Here is a 19808-nt window from a genome sequence, read left to right as displayed (position 1 = left end):
CGGCCGGTACGGCCGGCCACGGCCACCGCCGCGCGCACTCCCGTCACTTCCGGCGGAACCGGCGATCCGGCACCCGCCGAACGCTCACTGATCGCGCATGACCATGAAGAACATCGGTCTCACTCATCTAGGGTTGAGCGTGACGACCCCGGAACGGAAAGGCCGCCCGTTGCCCACGCCCGCCGCCCCAGACGCCGCCCGCCGCACCGTGCTGCTGCTGAACGGGCCCAACCTCAACCTGCTGGGGGAGCGCGACCCGGCGCAGTACGGCACCACCACGCTGGCCGACATCGAACGGCGGGTGCGCGAGCTCGGCACCGAACTGGGCGTGGACGTGCGGTGCGAGCAGAGCAACCACGAGGGCGTGCTCGTGGATCTGGTGCACGAGGCGCGCGGCTACGACGGCATCGTGCTCAATCCGGGCGCGTTCGCGCACTACAGCATCGCGCTGCGCGACGCGATCGACGCGGTGGACACGCCCTGCGTCGAGGTGCACATCTCCAACGTCTACGCCCGCGAGGAATTCCGGCACCGCTCCGTGACCGCCCCGGTCGCCGCCGGTTACGTCGCCGGGTGCGGGGTGTTCGGGTACGAGCTGGCGTTGCGGGCGGTGCTGAACCGGATCGCCGAGGCGCCCACGCGGTAGCGCGGCCCTCCCGCCCCGCGTACCGGCCGGCGCCCCTGGTCACTGCCAGGTGGTGTGCTCCGGGCGCACGTAGACGACCACGCGGCGCGCGTCCGGACCGTCCCACGGGTAGACGTCCTCGCCGAGGTACTTCCGGGCCAGGCCGTTGATGAAGCTCCGGTCGGTGTCGTCCTCGATCCGGTCCACGGTGCCGCGGATCTCCAGGTACCGGTACGGCTCGTCCGGGTCGTGCACGGACAGCGCGATGCGCGGTTCCCGCCGCAGGTTGCGGTACTTCTGCCGGCCGGTCGTCTGACTGAACCTGACGAACTCACCGTCCCAGTCGACCCACACCGGGCTGGACTGCGGTTCGCCCCGTGGCCCCAGCGTGGCCACGTGCGCGAACGCCCGCTTGCTCAGGATGCCCGCACGCTGCTCCGGGAGAGTCGACATGACCGGCTCCTCTCTGCTCGGCTGCCCGGTGCGGGGGCGGCGGCCCGCCGCCCCCGCACCTTCGCGGCTGCCCGCTCCGCCGCCGCCCACACATCCGCAGGGCGGCGCGTCAGGACTTGCCGCCCGAGTTCATCTGCGACGCGACGAAGTACCGCTGGAACACCAGGTAGACCAGCAGCACCGGCAGCGTGGACAGCGTGGCCAGCGCCAGCTTCAGCGGGAACTGCTGGGCGCCGCCCAGCGGCCCGGCAGCCAGCCGCGCCAGCCCCAGGTTGAGCGTCTCGTACGCCGGGTCCGACGTCGCCACCAGGAAGTGCGTGAACTCGTTCCACGATCCCTGGAAGGACAGGATCGCCACCGTGATCAGCGCGGGCCGCACCAGCGGCAGCACGACCCGCCAGTACGTGGTGAAGACGCCGGCGCCGTCCATGCGGGCCGCCTCCTCCAGCTCGCGCGGCACCTGCTCGAACGCGGTCTTCAACAGCATGATGCCCACCGCGTCGCACAGCAGCGGCAGGATCATGCCGGCGTAGCTGTCGAAGATGCCGAGCTGCTTGAGCACCAGGAACTTCGGGATGAGCAGCACCACCCCGGGCACGGCCAGCACGGCGAGCACCAGGGCGTTGACCGCCGAGCGCCCCGGAAAGCGCAGCCGTGCCAGCGCGTAGCCGATCAGGCTGTCCACCAGCAGCCGCCCCACCGTGACCGAGACGGTCACGAACACCGAGTTGCCCAGCCACCGGCCGATCGGCATGTCCAGCGCGGTGTCCAGGCCGAACGCCTTGCGCCAGGCGTGCACCGAGAACGGGTCGGGCAGCAGCGCCAGCGGATTCGCCGCGGCGTCGGCGTCGGTCTTGACCGAGTTGGCGAGCTGCACGATGAACGGGCCGAGATACAGCACCGTCCCCACGGCGAGCACCGCGTAGCCCGCCACCCAGATCGCCGCCCGGCCGCGCACCCGCGGGCGCGCGGCGTGCGTCGCCTGTGCCATCAGTCCCTCTCCCTGCCGATCCAGCGCTGGACCACCGTCAGCAGCACGATGATCGCGAACAGCACGAACGCCATCGCCGCGCCCGCGCCGAACTGCCCGTCGCCGAAACTGCGCGAGTAGGACAGGTAGGCCGGGGTGAGCGTCGTCTTGGCCGGCGACCCCTGCGACATGATGTACACCTGGTCGAACACCTGCCAGCTGGCGATGAGCACCAGCGTCATCACCAGCGTCACGCTGCGCCGCATCAGGGGCAGCGTGACGTAACGGAACCGCTGCCAGGCCGAGGCGCCGTCGATCATGGCCGCCTCGTACACCGAGGCCGGGATGTTCTGCAGCCCGGCCAGGAAGAACAGCATGAACGTGCCCGAGGACGCCCACGTGGTCAGCGCGATGATGGCGCACATCGCCACCGACGGCCCGGACAGCCACTCCCAGAGCGGCAGACCGCCCAGCGTGCCGCCGGCCCACTCCGGGGTGCGGCCCGGCTCGGCCAGCCCCAGCGCACCCAGCAGCACGTGCAGCACGCCGCGCGAGTCGGTGAACCAGTTCGGGCCGTCCACCCCGGCCAGCGCCAGCAGGCCGTTCACCGCGCCCGAGCCCTGGAACAGGAACAGGAACACGATGCTGACGGCCACCGAGCTGGTGATGGACGGGAAGTAGAAGACGGTCCGGAAGAACGCCCGGCCCTTCAGGATCCGCTGGTTGACCACGAGCGCCAGGGCGAACGCCAGGGCCGTCACCGCCGGGACGTTCAGCACGACGAAGTACAGCGTGTTGCGCACGCTGAGCATGAAGTCGCGGTGCAGCAGCGTGTCCTCGGCGAGCAGCCGCCGGTAGTTGTCGACGCCGACGAACTCCTGGTCGCCGTCGAACGGGTTGGACTGGCCGTTCCAGTCCAGGAAGCTGACCCAGAGCGCCATGAGCACCGGGGCCACCAGGAACAGCAGCAGGGCGAGCAGCGCCGGGGCGGAGAGCAGCCATCCGGCGCGGGCTTCCTCCGCCCCCGTCGGGCGGCGCCGGCGCGGCGGGCGGAGCCGGCCGGCCCGCGGCGGCCGGGAGGACGGGGCCCCGCCGCCTGCGGGCGGGGCCGTGGGAGTCGCGGTCATCGGTTACGGCCCTTATCCGCCCAGGGCCTCTTCACCGTCGCGCTGCAGCCGGTCCAGCACCTCGGCGGGCTCGGTGCTTCCGGCCGCGACGCCTTGGAGGCCGGTGGTGAACTCGTTGAGCACGGACATGAACCCCGGCACCGGGACCTGGCCGCGGGCGTAGTCGACCCCGGCGGCGAACGCCGCGTGCTCCGGGAAGGTCTCGGCGGTCCAATCGGCGAGGCTCTCGCGGGGCGGGACGGCGCCGAAGTCCTCGGCGAAGGTCTGCTGCTGCTCGGCGCTGGTGAGCTGCCGGACCAGGTCGACGGCGGCCTCGTGGTCGCCACTGGCCTCGGCGATCCCCCAGCAGTTGCTGAACACGGTGGTCGCCCGGCCGCCCGGCCCCTCGGGCAGCTCCACGGCCCGCCAGTCCAGGTCCGGGTAGTCGTTGTCGAACGCCCCGGTCACCCAGCCGCCGTCCATGACCATCGCCGCCCGGCCGCGGCCGAGCGCCTCGGAACCGGACTGGGCGTCGATGTCCTTCACGAAGGAGAAGTAGCCCTCGTCCAGGCCGGTCCGCAGGTACTCCAGCGCCGCCAGGTTCTCCGGCGAGTCCCCGGTGGCCTCGGTGTTGTCGTCGTTGACGAACCACCCGCCGGCCTGCTGCATGAACGTGCCCACGCTGTTGTAGTCGCCGTTGAGCGCGAAGCCGACGCGGTCGCCCTCGGTCAGCTTCTCGGCGGTCTCGGCCAGCTCCTCCCAGGTGGTGGGGACGTCGTCCTCGCCGAGCCCGGCCTCCTCCCACATGGCGGTGTTGATGACCAGCGCGTGCGTGTTGTAGTCCTTCGGCACGCAGTACAGCTCGTCCTCGTAGGTGTAGGAGTCGCGCAGCGCGGGGTAGAAGTCGCCGGTGTCCTCGATCTGGTCGCCGTAGGGGTACAGCGAGCCGCCCTCCGCGTACTGCTGGAACAGGTCGGGGGAGACGTAGAAGACGTCGGCGGGATCGCCGCCCGCGAAGCCCTGCCGTAGCTGCTGCACGAGGTCCTGGGCCGGGACGGCTTCGGCGGGCGTGCCGGACTCCTCCGACCACGCCGCCACCGCCGCCTTGACCGCGGCGGTCTCGGCCTCACCGGAGGAGCCGAACAGGACGGTGATCGTGCCGTCGCCCTCGGAATCGCCGTAGCCGCTGCCGCACGCGGTGAGCAGCAGCGTCAGGCAGGTCCCGGCCGCGACGACGGCGCCGGTGCGGCCGGCCGGGTGGGATCTCATGGGTTTCTCGCCTCCTGGGAACGGGGGAACGGGGTGGAGCTGGCGCGCACGACCAGGGAGGGTCGCAGCACACGGTGCGGCGGCCGGCCGGGCGCTGGGGCGCGGTCGCCGAGCTGGTCGAGGACGAGGCCGACGACCTCGCGTCCGATCTCGCCGAGCGGCTGGCTCAGGGTGGTCAGATCGATGCCGGGCAGCGCGGCGGCGGGCAGGTCGTCGAAGCCGACGACCGCGACGTCGCGTCCCGGCCGCAGCCCGCGCTCGGCGAGCACGCCGAGGCAGCCGATCGCGATCATGTCGCTCACGCAGACCAGGGCGGTCGGCGGCTCGGGCAGGTCGAGCAGGCGGCGGGCCGCCGCGGCGCCGTCGCGCACCTCGTTGTTCTCGGCGGCGGCCGAGGGCTGCGGGCCGAGGCCGTGCGCGGCGCACGCGCGTTCCCACCCGGCGCGCCGGTCGTCGCCGACCCCGGAACCGGGCCGCCAGCCGATGAAGCCGATACGGCGGTGGCCCTGCTCGTGCAGGTGGTCCACGGCGTCACGGGTGCCGGCAGCGCCGTCGACGTCCACCCAGCCGCCGTGTTCGGGCTCCGACCACGACCGTCCGAAGGCGGCGAACGGCACGTCGCGTTCGGCCAGCCACTCCTGCCGGGGATCGCCCATGAAGGTGTCGGAGAGCACGAACCCGTCCACGGTCTGCTGCGCGAGCAGGTCGGCGTAGGCCGGCAGCCCGGCGTCGCCGGGTGGCGCGCTGAACAGCAGGACGTGGTAGCCGCGCTCGGCGGCGGACTCGGTGACGGCGTGCAGGAACCGGTCGAGCACGACGTTGCCGTCGCCGCGCGGCTGGACGCAGTAACCGAGCATGCGCGAGGCGCGTGTGCGCAGCGAACGCGCCAGGCGGTTGGGCCGGTAGCCGAGCTCTCGGATCACCGCCTCGACCTTCTCCCGGGTCGCCGCGCGGACCCGGTCGGGCGCGTTCAGCACGTTGGACACGGTCTGCCGGGACACGCCGGCCGCCGCCGCCACGCTGGTCAGGGTGACGGTTCGCGGTTGCTCGGGGGGCTGTGCCAAGGTCGGCCTCACTGCTGGACGGTAACCGTTCGTGACCATTTGATCGTTCAAGCCCACGGATGTAGCGTCCGCTTGCGCTTTTTATCGTTCAAATGAACACTGTGTGTCGAGAAGTGAACGACGTCACCCGTGTATCTGTCAAGACCCCAGGAGGAGACGTGGCCGACGAGCCCCGTGTGATCCAGCCGTACCTCCACCGGCTGCTGAGCTGCGTCCGCGCTCCGAGCGTGGTCCTCGCCGGTGAGGACGGCCAGATCCGTCCGGGCGGCACCCAAGGCTGGCTGCGCGACGACACCCGGCTGCTCTCCATGCTCGTGGTCGACGTCGACGGGATCGAGCCCGAGCCGGTGGGCCACGCCCTGCTCGGCGCCGACCGCGCCGCCTTCACCGGCGTCGCCCGGCTGCTCGGCGACACCGGCGCCGACCCCACCGTCCGGGTGGAGCGCGAGCGCGCCGTCCACCAGGACGGGCTCACCGAGTCGGTCCGGCTGGCCAGCGACGCGCGCGGTACCGTCCGCACCCGGCTGCGGCTGCGGCTGGCCGCCGACCTCGCCGGGACCTCGGAGGTCAAGCACGGCGGCGCCGGCGAGACCGTCCCGGTGCGGGTGACCGGCGGCCACCTCACCTGGGGGAGCGGCGCCGCCCGCGTCGAGGCGGAGATCGAGCCCGCGCCGGACCGGGTGGAGTCCGGCCCCGACGGCGTCGACCTGGTCTGGGACCTGGCGGTGGCCGGCCACACGGCGTGGACGGCGGTGCTGCGCGCGCGGGCCGTGGGCACGCCGCTGTTCGGCGGCGCCGGCCCCGAGTCCCCCGAGTGGCCGGTGGCCGTCGCGTCCCGGTCCGGCGACCTCGACCGGCTCGTCCGGCAGGGCGTCGCCGACCTCGCGGCGCTGCGGCTCACCGACCCCGAGGACCCGGACGACACGTTCCTGGCCGCGGGCAGCCCGTGGTTCTTCACGCTGTTCGGCCGCGACTCGCTGTGGGCCGCCCGGATGCTGCTGCCCGCCGGCACCGGCCTCGCCGGCGGCACCCTGCGCGTGCTCGCCCGCCGGCAGGGCACCCGGCACGACCGCGGCACCGCCGAGCAGCCCGGCCGCATCCTGCACGAGGTGCGCGGCCGCCAGGCGGTCGCCGGCGGCCACGCCCTGCCGCCGCTGTACTACGGCACCATCGACGCCACGCCGCTGTGGGTCGTCCTGCTCCGCGACGCATGGCGGTGGGGGCTGCCCGAGGCGGAGGTGCACGACCTGCTGCCCGCGCTGCGCGCCGCACTGGACTGGATCACCGGCCCCGCCGATGACGACGGCGACGGCTTCCTCGACTACATCGACACCGAGGGCACCGGGCTGGCCAACCAGGGCTGGAAGGACTCCGGCGACTCCATCCAGTGGCCGGACGGCCGGATCGCCACCGCCCCCATCGCGCTGTGCGAGGCACAGGCCTACGCCCACGAGGCGGCCGTCGCCGGGGCCGAACTGTTCACCGCGTTCGGCGCGCCCGGCGCCGGGGACCTGCTGGACTGGGCCGCCCGGCTGCGCGAGAGGTTCCGCGGCGCGTTCTGGGTGGGGGAGGGCGACGCGGCCTTCCCGGCGATCGCGCTGGACGGTGCCAAGGTCCCCGTCGCCACCCCCACCTCCAACCTGGGCCACCTGCTGGGCACCGGGCTGCTGGACGACCGCGAGTCGGCCCTGGTCGCCGCCCGGCTGGCCGGCCCCGACCTGGACTGCGGCTACGGGCTGCGGACCATGAGCAGCACCGCCGCGGGCTTCAATCCGCTCGGCTACCACGCCGGCAGCGTGTGGCCGCACGACACCGCGATCGCCGTCCAGGGCCTGTCCCGCACCGGCGCCGGCCCGGCGGCCGCCTCCCTGGCCAGCGGGCTGGTGACCGCTTCGGCGTCCTTCGGCCACCGGCTCCCGGAGCTCTTCGCCGGCACCGACGCCCGCGCCGGTGAACCCGTGCTCGCCTACCCGGCGGCGTGCCGCCCGCAGGCGTGGTCGGCCGCCTCCGCCCTGGCGCTGGTCACCGCGGCGCTCCGGCTGTCCGCGGACCTGCCGGCGGGCGTGCTGCGGGTCGCCCCGGACCCGGCGTTCGCCGACTGGTTCCCGATGACGGTGGACGGCCTGCGGGTCGGCGGGCACCCGCTGCGGGTGACGGTGGACGCCGACGGCGCAGCGACGGCGGAGACGTCGGCCCCGGTGCGGGTGGAGGGGGCGGTGCTGCGGCGGTCGGGAGGCTAGGAGGCGGCGAGGCAGGTATTCCCGTATTCCTGAGAACACGGGCGATCGGCGGGGAGAGTATCGATGAGAGACCTGCTCTCCCCGCCGATCTCACGCGCCACGCGAGTACACACACCCCGGGAGCGGTTTCGGTGGGTGTGAAGGCCGGCCACTTGGTGTCCGACTCGGCCGCATGCAGGGCCGTCCGCACGTTGGCCATGAAGAGGCGTTCCGCGTCGTCGCGGGAATCCGCGGCGATCGTCATGCTGATCGAGAGGGAGCGCTCAGCGATGCTGCCGACGATGTCAGGGTCTTCGATGCCTGGGTCGCGCTCTTCCAGATTGAGTAGCTCGTTCATGACGCGGTCGCTGAAGGTGCCGAACGCGTCGTCGCTGTCCACGGAGGACGGCGCGGTGAACACGAGATCGACGCGCAGGTCGTAGGTCATCATCGCTTCTCCCGGCAGGTGCTACGCCTCAACTCACCGAGCAGGTTCTTGATGTGGTTCGCCCCAGAGGGGGAGATTTCGACACTCTTCATGTGCCCTTTCGGGCGGGGGAGTACATCCTGAATTATCGCGAGTCCCTGATTCGCCTTCCTTGCGCTTCGATTTCCCGGAGGATGGCTTCTAAATCCCTGCCTGGATGCTTGACGTCGGTCCATGTGCATCCTGAAAACGCTGTTTTTTCATCTTTGCTGCTCCCCGTGAAGGGCTGTGTGATGAGAATACGCATGGTGATGTGATTTCGTGTCTCACTGCCGAAATTCATGGTGATCTGATGGGGGTTCCAAGAAACGCCGCCCCTCTCAGCCCAACCGCAGCGTGAAGAACCGCCAAATCGGGCAGTAGCCTCGCCGGCCGGCCGGCCGGCCCTCGGCCCGCGTTGGCACTGCGTCCTCTCCCGCTACGCTGGCCACTGCCATGACGAGCAGCCACTCCACGCCCCCCGCCGTCCCTGCCCGCCTTCGGATGCCGCCGCAGGTGCTCGCCGCGCTGTGCTGCCCGCTCTGCCAGGGGGCGCTGACCGGTCGCGGAGAGTCGCTGGCCTGTCCTGCCGGGCACGCCTTCGACGTCGCCAGGGAGGGCTACGTCTCGCTGCTCACCGGCCGCGCGCCGGCCAGTGGTGGGGACAGCGCCGACATGGTCCGGGCGCGGCAGGAGTTCCTGGCGGCCGGGCATTTCGCGCCGCTGGCCGACCGGCTCGCCGCGCTCGTGGCCGATGTTCCGCAGCCCGGGCTGGTGGCCGACATCGGGGCCGGGACCGGGTACTACCTCGCCCGGGTGCTGGACGCGGTGCCCGGCGCGCTCGGGCTCGCTCTCGACGTGTCCCGGTACGCGCTGCGCCGCGCGGCCAGGTGCCACGCCCGCGCCGGGGCGGTGGGGTGCGACGCGTGGCGGGGGCTGCCGCTGCGCACGGGCTCGGTCGGCGTGCTGCTCAACGTGTTCGCGCCGCGCAACGGGCCGGAGTTCCGGCGGGTGCTGCGCCCGGACGGCCTGCTGGTCGTCGTCACGCCCACCGAGGACCACCTCGGCGAGCTGCGGGCCGCGCTCGGTCTCGTTGAGGTCGATCCGCGCAAGGAGGAGCGTCTGGAGCGGTCGCTCGGACCGGGCTTCGGGCTCGCCGGGGACGAGCGGCTGGACGTCCCGCTGCGGCTCGGGCACGCCGACGCCCGCACGGCGGCCGGCATGGGGCCGTCCGCCCGGCACCTCGCCGCCGGGGAACTGGACCGCCGGGTGGCCGCGCTCCCCGACCCGGCACCCGTCACCGCCGCGTTCCGGTTGACGGCGTACCGGCCCCGCTCCGGAGCGTGACACCGCCGTCACCTGGGTAGACAGCCGCACGTGAACGCAACGCACTCGTTCTCCGTGTGGGCCCCCGGCCGCGACCGCGTCCGGCTGCGCACCGGCGGCGCCGACCGGGACATGGCGCGCGGCGAACGCGGCTGGTGGCACCCGGAGCCGGGGACGGCAGCGGTCCCCGGCACCGACTACGCCTACCTGCTGGACGACGACCCGACCCCACTGCCCGACCCCCGCTCGCTGTGGCAGCCCTCCGGCGTGCACGGCCCATCGAGGGTCTACGACCACGCCGCGTTCGAGTGGACCGACGGCGGCTGGACCGGCCGCGCGCTCGCGGGCAGCGTGCTGTACGAGCTGCACGTCGGCACGTTCACCGCCGAGGGCACCTTCGACGCCGCCCGCACCCGGCTGGATCACCTGGCCGACCTCGGGGTGGACATGGTCGAGGTGATGCCGGTGAACGCGTTCGACGGCGTCCACGGCTGGGGGTACGACGGTGTGCTGTGGGGGGCGGTGCACCAGCGCTACGGCGGCCCCGACGCCTTCAAGCGGTTCGTGGACGCCTGCCACGCGCGCGGGCTGGGCGTGCTGCTCGACGTGGTGTACAACCACCTCGGCCCATCGGGCTGCTACCTGCCCCGGTTCGGGCCCTACCTCCATGGCGCGAACGCGTGGGGGCCCGCCCTCAACCTGGACGGGCCCGGCTCCGACGAGGTGCGCCGGTACGTCATCGACAACGCGCTCGGCTGGCTGCGTGACTTCCACCTGGACGGGCTGCGGCTGGACGCCGTGCACGCCCTCGTCGACCGGCGGGCCACCCACCTGCTCACCGAGCTGTCCGCCGAGGCCGACGCGCTGGCGGCCCGGGTGCGCCGGCCGCTCAGCCTGATCGCGGAGTCCGATCTCAACGACCCGGCCATGGTGACCGCGCGCGAGGCCGGGGGCCACGGCATGACCGCGCAATGGGCCGACGACCTGCACCACGGCCTGCACGCCGCGCTCACCGGCGAGCGCCAGGGCTACTACGCCGACTTCGCCACACCGCAGGCGCTGCCGGTCACCCTGCGCCGGGTCTTCCTGCACGCAGGCACCTGGTCGAGCTTCCGGGGCCGCCACCACGGCGCACCGGTGGACACCCGCGTTATCCCGGGAAGCCGGTTCCTCTGCTACCTGCAGAACCACGACCAGGTCGGCAACCGGGCGGCCGGCGACCGGCTGTCCGCGACCGTCACGCCGGGACTGCTCGCCTGCGGCGCGGCCCTCATGCTCTGCTCGCCGTACACGCCGATGCTGTTCATGGGCGAGGAGTGGGCGGCGGGCACCCCGTGGTGCTACTTCGCCTCCTTCACCGACCCCGGCCTGGCCGACGCGGTGCGGAACGGGCGGCGGCGGGAGTTCGCCGCCCACGGGTGGGGGAGCACCGAGGTCCCCGACCCGATGGCTGGAAGCACCCGCGACCGCTCGGTGCTGTGCTGGGAGGAACGGGACCGGGAGCCGCACCGCAGCGTGCTGCGGCTGTACCGGGACCTCATCGCCGCGCGGCGCGCCCACCCGGACCTGGCCGATCCCCGGCTGGACCGCTTCGCCGTCGCCGCCGACGCGGACGGGCGGTGGCTGGTGCTGCACCGGGGCCGGCTGCGGGTGGTGGTCAACCTGCGGAGCCTTGCGTCCGCCGGCCCGCTGGACCGTCCCGGACGCGAGATCGTGCTCGCCTCGCGGGAGGCGGAGCTGACGGCCGACGGCGTGCGGCTGCCCGCGGAGTCGTTCGCGATCGTCGCCACCTGACCCGCACCGGCCCACTGGACCGGCCGGGGGCACCCGGGAGCGCCACCGGTGGTCAGGGCCGGGGCGGGTGCGTCCGGTCGTAGGCGGCCTGTGCCGCCAGGACGTCGGGCATCCGGCTCTCCACGTGGTCGGCCAGCGCGTACAGCAGGGCGGTGGTGGAGGCCCCGAGCTCGGTGAGGCGGTACTCCACGCGTGACGGGTAGCCCTCGCCGGGGTCGCGGTGCACGAAGCCGTCCCGTTCCAGCGCCCGCAGCGTCTGGGCGAGGGCCTTCTCCGCGATGCCGTCGACGCGGCGGCGCAGCGCGCTGAACCGCAGCGGCCCCTCGCGCAGCCCCAGCAGCGTGAGGGCGCCCCAGCGCCCGGTGATGTGCTCCAGCACGGGCCGCGAGACGCAGCCGCGGGCGAGCACCTCGAAGCGCGGCGCCGACGGACAGGGGTTCGGGGTGGACGTGGCGCTCATACCTCGATGCTAGCCCAGCGATAGTACTTTCTGTTGGGTTGTACTTTCAGTTCGAAAGTGCCAGACTGGCCGAGTTCGCTTCCCGAATGGAGACTTCCCCGATGATCGTTGTCACCGCAGCCACCGGCGCCCTGGGGCGCCTCGTCATCGACGGCCTGCTGGAGCGGGTCCCCGCCGAACAGGTCGCCGTGGCCGTCCGCGACGCCGGCAAGGCCGCGCACCTGGCGGCGCGCGGCGTGACGGTGCGGGTCGCCGACTACGACGACCCCGCGACGCTGGCCGGCGCGTTCCAGGCCGGCGATCGGGTGCTCTTCATCTCGGGCAACGAGCCCGGCCGCCGCATCCCGCAGCACACGGCGGTGATCGACGCCGCGAAGGCCGCCGGTGTCGCCCTGCTGGCCTACACCAGCGTGCTCGGCGGCCCGGAGGCGGACTTCGCGCTGGCCGACGACCACCGGGCGACCGAGCGGCTGATCCTGGACTCCGGACTGCCCTACGTGCTGCTGCGCAACGGCTGGTACAACGAGGTCTACACCGAGCGGCTCGGCGAGGTGCTGGAGACCGGCGCCGTGCTCGCCAGCGCCGGAGCGGGCCGGGTCGCCTCCGCCGCCCGCGCCGACTACGCCGCCGCCGCGGTGGCGGTCCTGACCGGCGAGGGGCACGAGAACCGCGCCTACGAGCTCAGCGGCGACGAGGCGTGGAGCCTCGCCGAGTACGCCGCCGAGGTGTCCCGCCAGTCCGGCAAGGAGATCGGATACCAGGAGGTCGACGCCGAGACCCACACCCGGATCCTCGTGGACGCCGGAGTGCCCGGGCCGTTCGCCGAGATCCTGGTCGGCATCGACGCCGCCATCGAGCGCGGCCTGCTCTCCCGGCGCACCGGCGACCTCGCCAAGCTGATCGGCCGTCCCACCACGCCGATCTCGGCGAGCATCGCCGCCGCGCTCAAGGGCTGAGCACGCCGTTCCCCGCGCCCGGTTCTCCCGGGCGCGGGGAACCGCCCGGCCCGCGCACGCGTCCCAAGATCACGAGGCGAGTCCGCCCGGGCCGGGAGCGAGGCCGGGGCGCGGTCATCTCGCCGCCGACCGTGCGATCAGGAAGAGCGACGCGACCATGCATCTCGGCGTCCCGGGCACCCCGGCCGCGCGTCCCGGACCGGTGCGGATCCTCGTGGTCGCGGTGATGAGCGGCCGTGACCCGCGTGGCGGCGGGCTGGCGGCCTTCAACCAGGACTTCACCCGCGCCCTGGCGCGCGAGCACGACGTCACCCTGCTGACCACCGAGTCCTTCGGCGACCACGGGGCGGCCCGGACGGTCACCATCGGGCCGGGCAGCGTCGACCTCCCCGACGGGGTGGCGGACGTGCCGCACGCCCGCCTCGTGGGCCTGGGGCGCCGGCACCGTCCGGAGGACATCGGGCTCGGCGGCGCGAGCGAGCGCTATGACCTCGTGGTCGCGCACTCGCTGTTCCTCGACGCCGCGGCGACCGAGCTGCGGCGCCTGTGGTACCCGGGGACTCCCGTGGCGCACGTGCTGCACACCGCGCCCGAGCGCTACCAGACGCTGCTCGGCCGACCTGAGGAAGGCAGGTCCGCCGCCCACCACCTGCGGCGGGTCATGAGCCGGGCCGACATCCTGGGCGGCGTGGGCCGGCTGCTGACCGACGAGGCCGTCCGGCTGGGGCAGGGCAGCGGGCGGACGCACCCCTCCCACGAGATCGTGCCCGGCGCCGAGATCCGCTCACCGGGCGGCATACCCCCGCTGGACGACGGGATGGTCGTGACCTTCCGGGGGCGGCTCGGCGACCCGATCAAGGGCCACGCCGACCTGCTGGGCGCCGCACGGATGCTGCACGAGGGGGGCCAAGACGTCCGGTTCCACAGCCGCGGCGCGGACCCCGAGACGTGGCGGCGGGAGCAGACCGCGGCGGACGCCGCCGTCGGCGCTCCGGGGGTCGTGCGCGTCGCGCCGTTCACCTCCGACGAGGCCGAACTGGAGCGGGACCTCCACGGGGCGCACCTCATGGTGATGCCGTCCCTGCACGAGGGGTTCGGTCTCGCCGCGTGGGAGGCCGCGGCGCGCGGGCTGCCGGTCCTGGTGAGCGAGGAGAGCGGGGTGGCCCGCTTCCTCACCGACCCCGCTCGGGTCCCGCCCGAGGTGGGGCGGCCGTGCGTGGTCCGCGACGCCGGGCTGACCGGCGAGGCCCGGTCCCGGGCGTGGGCGCAGGCGATCCTGCGCGCGCGGGCCGAACTGCCGCTGCGCTGGCACAACGCGCGGCGGCTGCACACGATCCTGGGCGGCTACTCCTGGGACGACAGCGCGCGGGCCTTCGTCAACGGGACACTGCGCACCCCCCTCACCCGGCACACCGTGCAGGTCGCCGGCGGTGCGCTGCACTCCTCGGCGTCGCCGGCCGGCCGGGGGGAGGCCGACCCGCGGGTGGCCATGTGGGGCCGCCCGGGGGCGCGTGGCCTGACCGGTGCGGTCGGCCGGGCCGTCAGCGGGGCTGGGCCCATGGAACGGCCGCGGCGGGTCGGTGCCGCGCATGCGGCGCGGCGGCGCACCGCAGGCGGCTGAGGCTCCGGAGTGCCGGTTGCGGCGGACCTGGCGGTCCGTCGTCCCCTCCCCGCCGGGCAGGGCACGTCGCCCCACGGTGCCCGCTGGTGATCGCGTCGAGAGTGTTCGCGTGGTCGTCGGCACCGTCGCGAGACCCGCGATGAGGAAGGCCGCCGCGACGATGGCCACCGACGGCCACGGGGGGGCGCACCGCCGAGCCCGTGCGGACCGGCGGTGAGGCACGGGAGCCCCGGCCGATCCGGGGAGCGGCGCCCGCATGTTCCTGCGGAGCGCCGCTTCCTCGCCAACGAGGCCGCGGCGACGACGCCTATCGCGTCCGGGCCCGGGCGCAAGGTCCGGGTCCGGCCCGGCGCGTCCACGGCGGGATCGCGGTTCTGCCCGGCGCCCCGGCGCCGCACCGTGCGCCGCCGGGTGCTCCTCGCCCGCCGGTCTGCTCTTTGCCAGCCACATTCCTGGCGAAGGGGACGAAACGGCGGGGGCGAGCCGGCCGGTCTGCTGCAATTGACGCACCGCGGCGACCGTGCCGCCGGTCTTGACGCCGGACGGTCCGCCGCCGAGGATCGGCCTGCGATACGGGTTCGATGCCGGTATCCGTCCCCCAAATCGGAGTACTGGAGGTACTCAGGTGGTTCGTCGATATCGCCGCAGGGTGTCGATGAGGGCGGCCGCGCTGTCATTGCTGACCGCGGCCGCCCTCACGCTGTCCGGGCTCCCCGCCGCAGCGAGCGAGGCCCCGGACATCCGCGAGCGGCTGGAAGCGATCCCCGGTCTGACCGTCGTGGAGGAGCGGCCGACCGAGCCCGGTTTCCGCTACTTCGTGCTCAGCTACTGGCAGCCCGCCGACCACGCGCACCCGCGGCGTGGCGGCTTCCAGCAGCGCCTCACCCTGCTGCACCGCGGCTTCGACCGGCCCACCGTGCTGCAGACCAGCGGCTACAACGTCCGTACCACGCCCTCACGGGCCGAGCCGACCCGGCTGGTCGACGGCAACCAGATCTCCACCGAACAGCGGTTCTTCACGCCGTCGCGGCCCGAGCCGGCCGACTGGGACCTGCTCACCATCCGGCAGGCCGCGGCCGACCACCACCGGATCATCCAGGCGCTGGACGGCCTCTACCAGGGCGCGTGGCTGTCCACCGGCGGCTCCAAGGGCGGCATGACCTCGGTCTACCACCGCCGCTTCTACCCCGGCGACCTCGACGGGACCATCGCCTACGTGGCGCCGCACGACGTCGTGGACGACGAGGACTCGGCCTACCTGGAGTTCTTCGAGACCGTCGGCGACGACCCGAGCTGCCAGGCGGACCTCGCCGCCCTGCAGCGCGAGGCGCTGCAGCGCCGCGACGAGTTCGTCGCCTACTACGAGGAGCGCGCGGCCGAGGAGGGCTGGACCTTCGACCGCACCATCGGCAGCGCCGACGCGGCCTTCGAGATGCTGGTCCTGGACACCGCGTGGGCGTTCTGGCAGTACCAGCCGGTGGACCGGTGCGCCGAGGTGCCGGGCACCGACGCCGCCACCGCCGACATCGCCGCGTTCCTGGACGACGTGGCAGAATTCGGCTTCTACACCGACCAGGGCACCGAACCGTACATCCCGTACTACTACCAGGCGTCCACCCAGCTCGGCACCCCGAGCGTGCCCACCGACCACATCGACGACCTGCTGCGCTACCCCGACCTGTACCAGGCGTCCAGCTACATCCCCGACGACATCGAGCTGTTCCCGTTCGACCGCCGGGCGATGCCGGACATCGATCGCTGGCTGCGCACCCGGGGCACCGAGATGCTGTTCGTCAACGGCGAGTACGACCCATGGGGCGCCGAGCCGTTCGACACCGGCCGCAACGCCCAGCGCCGCGACACCATGACCTTCGTGGCCCCGCGCGCCAACCACGGCGCGAACATCGCCCAATTGACCGAGGCCGACCGCGCGGCCGCCACCGACGCCGTCCGCCGCTGGGCGGGCGTCGCCGACGAGGTGCGGACCCTGCGTGGCGCGCAGTACATCCCGGCATTGGACGACGTCGAGGAGGAGACCGAACGCCGGCCGCTGTGACCCGGTGACACGCCCACACGGAACGGAGGCCCGGGGGCGGATACGATCCCTCCCCGGGCCTCCGGCCGATGCAGGGCGCCCCGGGCACGCGGTCACACGGTGCCTTGACGTCGCCGCCACGGGTCACGCCAGGCGGTGGCGCCGGCACCGCCGCCCCGTCGACCGGGGTCACACCCGCTCTGGGACCTCGTTCCCGGCCGCGCGGATCGCCGCCGGGACGTTCACGGCGCACAGGATCACGAAGCCGATCACGAAGAACGCGATGAGCGACAGGATCGCCAGCCGGTAGTCGCCGCCGGTGGCGTCCAGCGCGACACCGATGGTGAGCGCCCCGAGGAACGCCGAGCCCTTGTCGCTGATCTCGTACAGGCCAAAGTACTCCGCCTCCTTGCCGCGCGGGATGAGCTGGGAGAACAGCGAGCGGGAGAGCGCCTGGGTACCGCCCAGGACGATCGCGATGCAGAAGGCCAGCGCGAAGAACTGGCCCGCGGCGCCGGTCTGCAGCAGCGGGGCGGCCCCGACCACCAGCACCCACACCACCAGGCTGGCGAGAACGGTGCGCTTCGTCCCGAACCGCCGGGCGAGCGCGCCGAGCAGCAGCGCCCCGCCGAACGCGACGAACTGCACCATCAGGATCGCGCCGATCTGCACGTCCTGACCGAGGTCGAGCGCCTGGTCGGCGAAGGTCGCCGCGAAGGAGACCACCGACTGGACGCCGTCGTTGAACGCGATGTAGCCCACCAGGAAGAGCAGGGTGCGCGGATACCGGCGCAGGCCGCGCACCGTGCTCCACAGTTGCCCGAAGCTGGCCATGACCACCCGCGTCCCGCGCTCCGGCGGGCGCGCCGCAGTGGCGCGGCGCCGGTCGCGCAGACGGGCCAGCGGGATCAGCGCGAACAGCGCCCACCACACGCCGGCCGACGCCATCGAGATCCGGACCGCGTGCTCCTCCGCGAGGCCGAGCGACTCGTGCGACAGGTAGAGCGCCAGGTGCACCGTGAGCAGCAGCGCGCCGCCCAGGTACCCCGCGGCCCACCCGCGCGAGGAGACCCCGTCGCGCTCCTGCGCGGTCGCGATCTCGGGCAGGAAGGCGTTGTACACCACCACCGAGGCGCCGAAGGCCAGGTTGGCCAGCACGAACAGCGCCGCGCCGAGCAGGTAGCCGGTGCCCTGCACGAAGTACAGCCCCATGGTGGCGAACGCCCCCACGTAGGCGAAGGCGCCCATCAGGGCGCGCTTGCGGCCCGTGTGGTCGGCAACGGCGCCGATGGCCGGCAGCAGCACGAGCTGCAGCAGCACCGACAGGGAGGTGGCGTAGGGGTACAGCGCCTCGGGACGCATCGCCCAGCCGAGCACCTCCACGTGCACCGTGCCGTTCTCCCTGGCCGCCCGCTCGGCGATCGAGGTGAGGTACGGGCCGAGGAAGACCGTGATGACGGAGGTCGAGAAGACCGAGTTCGCCCAGTCGTACATGTACCAGGCGCGCTGCTCGCGGCGGCGGGCCTCGGGGCCGGGCGGCGCGGGAGCGCCGGTGGGGTCGGGCACGGGAACCGTCCTGTCGTGGGGATGTCCGGTCGGCGGCGGATGGAGCTCGGGGAGGTTCGGGCGAGGGACGTCAGGCGGGAGCGGCGGATCCGGCGGCCGGCCACGCGCCCCGCTCGGCGAGCACGCGGCGCAGCTCCACCACGTTGTCGCTGACGATGCCGTCGACGCCCGCGTCGAGCAGGCGGCGCATCACCGCGGGCTCGTTGACCGTCCACACGTGCACCTGGACGCCGGCGCGGTGCGCCGTGGCGATCAGGTCGCGGCTCACCACGGGGAAGCGCCCCAGCCGCAAGGGGAGCTGCGCGTAGCGGACGCCGTGGCGGGCCAGTGCCGCCAGCGGCGGGGCGAACGACGCGAACCGCAGCCGTGCGGCGTCCACCGGACCGCACGACATCGCGACCGGGCGGTCGACCGCGCGGCGCACCCGCTCCAGCCGCCGCTGGCTGAACGAGCCGACGCACACCCGGTCCCAGGCGCGGGTCCGGCGCAGCACCCGCACGAGCGGCGGCACCGCGGAGTCGGCCTTGACGTCGATGTTGAAGCGGACGCCGGGCCACGTGCCGAGCAGGTCCTCCAGCAGCGGCACCGGCTCCGTCCCGGCCACCCGGGCGCGCGCCACCTCGGCGTAGGGCAGGTCGGCGACGGCGCCGGAACGGTCGGTCGTGCGGTCCAGCGTGGCGTCGTGGAACGCCAGCAGCACGCCGTCGCGCGTGGCGTGCACGTCGGTCTCCAGGTGGCGGTAGCCGAGGTCGACGGCGTGCTGGAAGGCGGGCGCGGTGTTCTCCAGTTCGGTGCGCGCCCGCCCGGCGGCGTCGGTCAGCCAGCCGCCCCGGTGCGCCAGGCCGATCGGGGCCGGCGGATCGAGGAGGTGAGGGGTCACCCGAGCAGTATGCCGCCGGAACGGGCACGCGGTCGCCCCCGGAACGGCCGGGAAAGCTGGAATTCCATGTGGCACCGGAGACGGTGTGCGGACTCTGCTGCGGGTGACGGCTCACCCCGGAGCCGTCGAGACCAGCCCGCGCCCGTCCCGGCGGCGCCCGCGCCCCCGGCCGGCCGTCCGCACCCGAGAGGAAGTCCGGATGCCCGCCCTCCGCCCGCAGCACTCCTCCCACCCGGCCACGTGCCGCCACGCCGCCGTCCCCGCGACGCACGGCCGGGCCCGGGAACTCACCCGGTTCACCCAGCTCGTGGCCGAGGTACTGGCCGGCCAGCGCGACCCCGCGCAGCTGCGCGACCACATGTCCGGATCCGCCTACGGCGCCCTGCGCCGCCGGGCGGGGGCGTACGCGGTGTCGCGCTGCCCGCGACTGCGCCGCACCCACCTGCGTTCGCCCGCACCGGGTGTCACCGAGGTGTCGTGCGTGATCGACTGCGGAGCGCGGCACCGGGCTCTCGCGCTGCGGATCGAGTCGGCGCCGCGGTTCTGGCTGTGCACGTCGGTGGAGACCGATGTGCGGCATCGATAGGCGGTGGGACGCGACCGGGGTGTGGGCGCGGCGGCGCCCACACCCCGGTGCTCGGCACGGTGGAACCGTCCTACACGTAGGAGTAGCCGCCCCTCGACAGGTTCGACCCCACGCTCGCGCAGTAGGCGTAGGACCAGGACCCGTTGCTGGCCGTGGCTCCGTACACGCGTCGGCCGTTCGTGCAGTCCGCCCAAGCGCGGTAGGTGCCGCTGGTGCACGAGGCCCCGAAGGTCCGGCTGTCCCGCCACGTGGTACAGGCCGCGGCCTGCATGTCATCGGCGCTGGCCGCGGTCGGGGTCATCAGGAGCCCGGTGCTCATGACCAGGGCGGCGAGAACGGCGGGAAGGCGTTTCATCAGGACATACCTCCAAGGGGGTGGGGCCGCGAGACCCCGCGCGGTCGCGAGATGTGC

At 73.6% G+C, this 19808-nt stretch carries 17 protein-coding genes; 8 read left to right on the top strand and 9 right to left on the bottom strand.

Going from position 1 to position 19808, the window contains the following annotated elements:
• Window positions 1-97 precede the first annotated feature (97 nt).
• The gene (gene aroQ / locus ACFQRF_RS25740) at window positions 98-646 is read left to right on the top strand and encodes a type II 3-dehydroquinate dehydratase (RefSeq protein WP_379873799.1); all 549 of its coding nucleotides are present in this window, start codon (window positions 98-100) and stop codon (window positions 644-646) included.
• Window positions 647-685: 39 nt separating this feature from the next.
• Here the strand turns inward: aroQ and ACFQRF_RS25735 are convergent, their stop codons facing one another.
• The 5 genes from ACFQRF_RS25735 to ACFQRF_RS25715 all read right to left on the bottom strand — a co-directional run bounded on the left by ACFQRF_RS25735 (window position 686) and on the right by ACFQRF_RS25715 (window position 5487).
• Window positions 686-1078, bottom strand: coding sequence for a PPOX class F420-dependent oxidoreductase (locus tag ACFQRF_RS25735; protein ID WP_379873797.1), 393 nt, complete (start codon window positions 1076-1078; stop codon window positions 686-688).
• A gap of 109 nt (window positions 1079-1187) precedes the next feature.
• Window positions 1188-2069, bottom strand: coding sequence for a carbohydrate ABC transporter permease (locus ACFQRF_RS25730; RefSeq protein ID WP_379873795.1), 882 nt, complete (start codon window positions 2067-2069; stop codon window positions 1188-1190).
• A complete protein-coding gene (locus tag ACFQRF_RS25725) occupies window positions 2069-3175 on the bottom strand; it encodes a carbohydrate ABC transporter permease (protein ID WP_379873793.1) in 1107 nt (368 codons plus the stop codon). The genes ACFQRF_RS25730 and ACFQRF_RS25725 overlap by 1 nt, the downstream gene beginning before the upstream one ends.
• A 12-nt stretch (window positions 3176-3187) precedes the next feature.
• Entirely contained in the window at window positions 3188-4423 is a 1236-nt protein-coding gene (locus tag ACFQRF_RS25720) for an ABC transporter substrate-binding protein (RefSeq protein ID WP_379873791.1), read from the bottom strand.
• Complete coding sequence (locus ACFQRF_RS25715) at window positions 4420-5487, bottom strand: LacI family DNA-binding transcriptional regulator (RefSeq protein ID WP_379873789.1); 1068 nt, start codon at window positions 5485-5487, stop codon at window positions 4420-4422. Before ACFQRF_RS25715 ends, ACFQRF_RS25720 begins: the two co-directional genes overlap by 4 nt.
• A gap of 158 nt (window positions 5488-5645) precedes the next feature.
• On the opposite strand from ACFQRF_RS25715, the gene ACFQRF_RS25710 reads away from it, so the two are divergent.
• The 3 genes from ACFQRF_RS25710 (at window position 5646) to treZ (ending at window position 11292) form a co-directional block, all read left to right on the top strand.
• Window positions 5646-7727: a glycogen debranching N-terminal domain-containing protein gene (locus tag ACFQRF_RS25710; RefSeq protein ID WP_379873787.1), complete on the top strand. Its 2082-nt coding sequence runs from the start codon at window positions 5646-5648 to the stop codon at window positions 7725-7727.
• A 901-nt stretch (window positions 7728-8628) separates the two neighbouring features.
• Window positions 8629-9519, top strand: a complete 891-nt coding sequence (locus ACFQRF_RS25705) for a putative RNA methyltransferase (protein WP_379873785.1) — start codon at window positions 8629-8631, stop codon at window positions 9517-9519.
• Window positions 9520-9549: 30 nt separating this feature from the next.
• Complete coding sequence (treZ, locus tag ACFQRF_RS25700; protein WP_379873783.1) at window positions 9550-11292, top strand: malto-oligosyltrehalose trehalohydrolase; 1743 nt, start codon at window positions 9550-9552, stop codon at window positions 11290-11292.
• A gap of 52 nt (window positions 11293-11344) precedes the next feature.
• Here treZ and ACFQRF_RS25695 read toward each other — a convergent pair whose 3' ends face one another.
• Window positions 11345-11752, bottom strand: a complete 408-nt coding sequence (locus ACFQRF_RS25695) for a winged helix-turn-helix transcriptional regulator (protein ID WP_379873781.1) — start codon at window positions 11750-11752, stop codon at window positions 11345-11347.
• Window positions 11753-11853: 101 nt separating this feature from the next.
• Between ACFQRF_RS25695 and ACFQRF_RS25690 the strand changes: the two genes are divergently transcribed.
• The 3 genes from ACFQRF_RS25690 to ACFQRF_RS25680 all read left to right on the top strand — a co-directional run bounded on the left by ACFQRF_RS25690 (window position 11854) and on the right by ACFQRF_RS25680 (window position 16385).
• Window positions 11854-12708 (top strand): SDR family oxidoreductase, encoded by an 855-nt coding sequence (locus tag ACFQRF_RS25690; protein ID WP_379873779.1) that lies wholly within the window; start codon window positions 11854-11856, stop codon window positions 12706-12708.
• Between the two features lie 157 nt (window positions 12709-12865).
• On the top strand, window positions 12866-14329 hold the full coding sequence (locus tag ACFQRF_RS25685) for a glycosyltransferase family 4 protein (protein ID WP_379873777.1): 1464 nt from the start codon (window positions 12866-12868) through the stop codon (window positions 14327-14329).
• A 655-nt stretch (window positions 14330-14984) separates the two neighbouring features.
• A complete protein-coding gene (locus tag ACFQRF_RS25680) occupies window positions 14985-16385 on the top strand; it encodes a S28 family serine protease (protein ID WP_379873870.1) in 1401 nt (466 codons plus the stop codon).
• A gap of 168 nt (window positions 16386-16553) precedes the next feature.
• Here the strand turns inward: ACFQRF_RS25680 and ACFQRF_RS25675 are convergent, their stop codons facing one another.
• The gene (locus ACFQRF_RS25675; RefSeq protein ID WP_379873775.1) at window positions 16554-17930 is read right to left on the bottom strand and encodes an MFS transporter; all 1377 of its coding nucleotides are present in this window, start codon (window positions 17928-17930) and stop codon (window positions 16554-16556) included.
• A 70-nt stretch (window positions 17931-18000) separates the two neighbouring features.
• A complete protein-coding gene (locus ACFQRF_RS25670) occupies window positions 18001-18810 on the bottom strand; it encodes a glycerophosphodiester phosphodiesterase (RefSeq protein ID WP_379873774.1) in 810 nt (269 codons plus the stop codon).
• A gap of 199 nt (window positions 18811-19009) precedes the next feature.
• Here ACFQRF_RS25670 and ACFQRF_RS25665 point away from each other — a divergent pair, with 199 nt between their 5' ends.
• A complete protein-coding gene (locus tag ACFQRF_RS25665; RefSeq protein ID WP_379873772.1) occupies window positions 19010-19396 on the top strand; it encodes an Rv3235 family protein in 387 nt (128 codons plus the stop codon).
• Window positions 19397-19466: 70 nt separating this feature from the next.
• Here the strand turns inward: ACFQRF_RS25665 and ACFQRF_RS25660 are convergent, their stop codons facing one another.
• Window positions 19467-19751 (bottom strand): hypothetical protein, encoded by a 285-nt coding sequence (locus ACFQRF_RS25660; RefSeq protein WP_379873770.1) that lies wholly within the window; start codon window positions 19749-19751, stop codon window positions 19467-19469.
• Between the last annotated feature and the right edge of the window lie 57 nt (window positions 19752-19808).

The sequence above is a fragment of the Marinactinospora rubrisoli genome (assembly GCF_042664915.1).
Classification (GTDB): Bacteria; Actinomycetota; Actinomycetes; order Streptosporangiales; family Streptosporangiaceae; genus Marinitenerispora; species Marinitenerispora rubrisoli.
This window is presented reverse-complemented; position numbering and strand designations above follow the sequence as displayed.

Coding starts and splice junctions, on each gene's coding strand:
- aroQ (WP_379873799.1), top strand. CDS start 98: ATGACCATGAAGAACATCGGTCTCACTCATCTAGGGTTGAGCGTGACG.
- ACFQRF_RS25735 (WP_379873797.1), bottom strand. CDS start 1,078: ATGTCGACTCTCCCGGAGCAGCGTGCGGGCATCCTGAGCAAGCGGGCG.
- ACFQRF_RS25730 (WP_379873795.1), bottom strand. CDS start 2,069: ATGGCACAGGCGACGCACGCCGCGCGCCCGCGGGTGCGCGGCCGGGCG.
- ACFQRF_RS25725 (WP_379873793.1), bottom strand. CDS start 3,175: ATGACCGCGACTCCCACGGCCCCGCCCGCAGGCGGCGGGGCCCCGTCC.
- ACFQRF_RS25720 (WP_379873791.1), bottom strand. CDS start 4,423: ATGAGATCCCACCCGGCCGGCCGCACCGGCGCCGTCGTCGCGGCCGGG.
- ACFQRF_RS25705 (WP_379873785.1), top strand. CDS start 8,629: ATGACGAGCAGCCACTCCACGCCCCCCGCCGTCCCTGCCCGCCTTCGG.
- ACFQRF_RS25695 (WP_379873781.1), bottom strand. CDS start 11,752: ATGAGCGCCACGTCCACCCCGAACCCCTGTCCGTCGGCGCCGCGCTTC.
- ACFQRF_RS25690 (WP_379873779.1), top strand. CDS start 11,854: ATGATCGTTGTCACCGCAGCCACCGGCGCCCTGGGGCGCCTCGTCATC.
- ACFQRF_RS25685 (WP_379873777.1), top strand. CDS start 12,866: ATGCATCTCGGCGTCCCGGGCACCCCGGCCGCGCGTCCCGGACCGGTG.
- ACFQRF_RS25680 (WP_379873870.1), top strand. CDS start 14,985: ATGAGGGCGGCCGCGCTGTCATTGCTGACCGCGGCCGCCCTCACGCTG.
- ACFQRF_RS25665 (WP_379873772.1), top strand. CDS start 19,010: ATGCCCGCCCTCCGCCCGCAGCACTCCTCCCACCCGGCCACGTGCCGC.
- ACFQRF_RS25660 (WP_379873770.1), bottom strand. CDS start 19,751: ATGAAACGCCTTCCCGCCGTTCTCGCCGCCCTGGTCATGAGCACCGGG.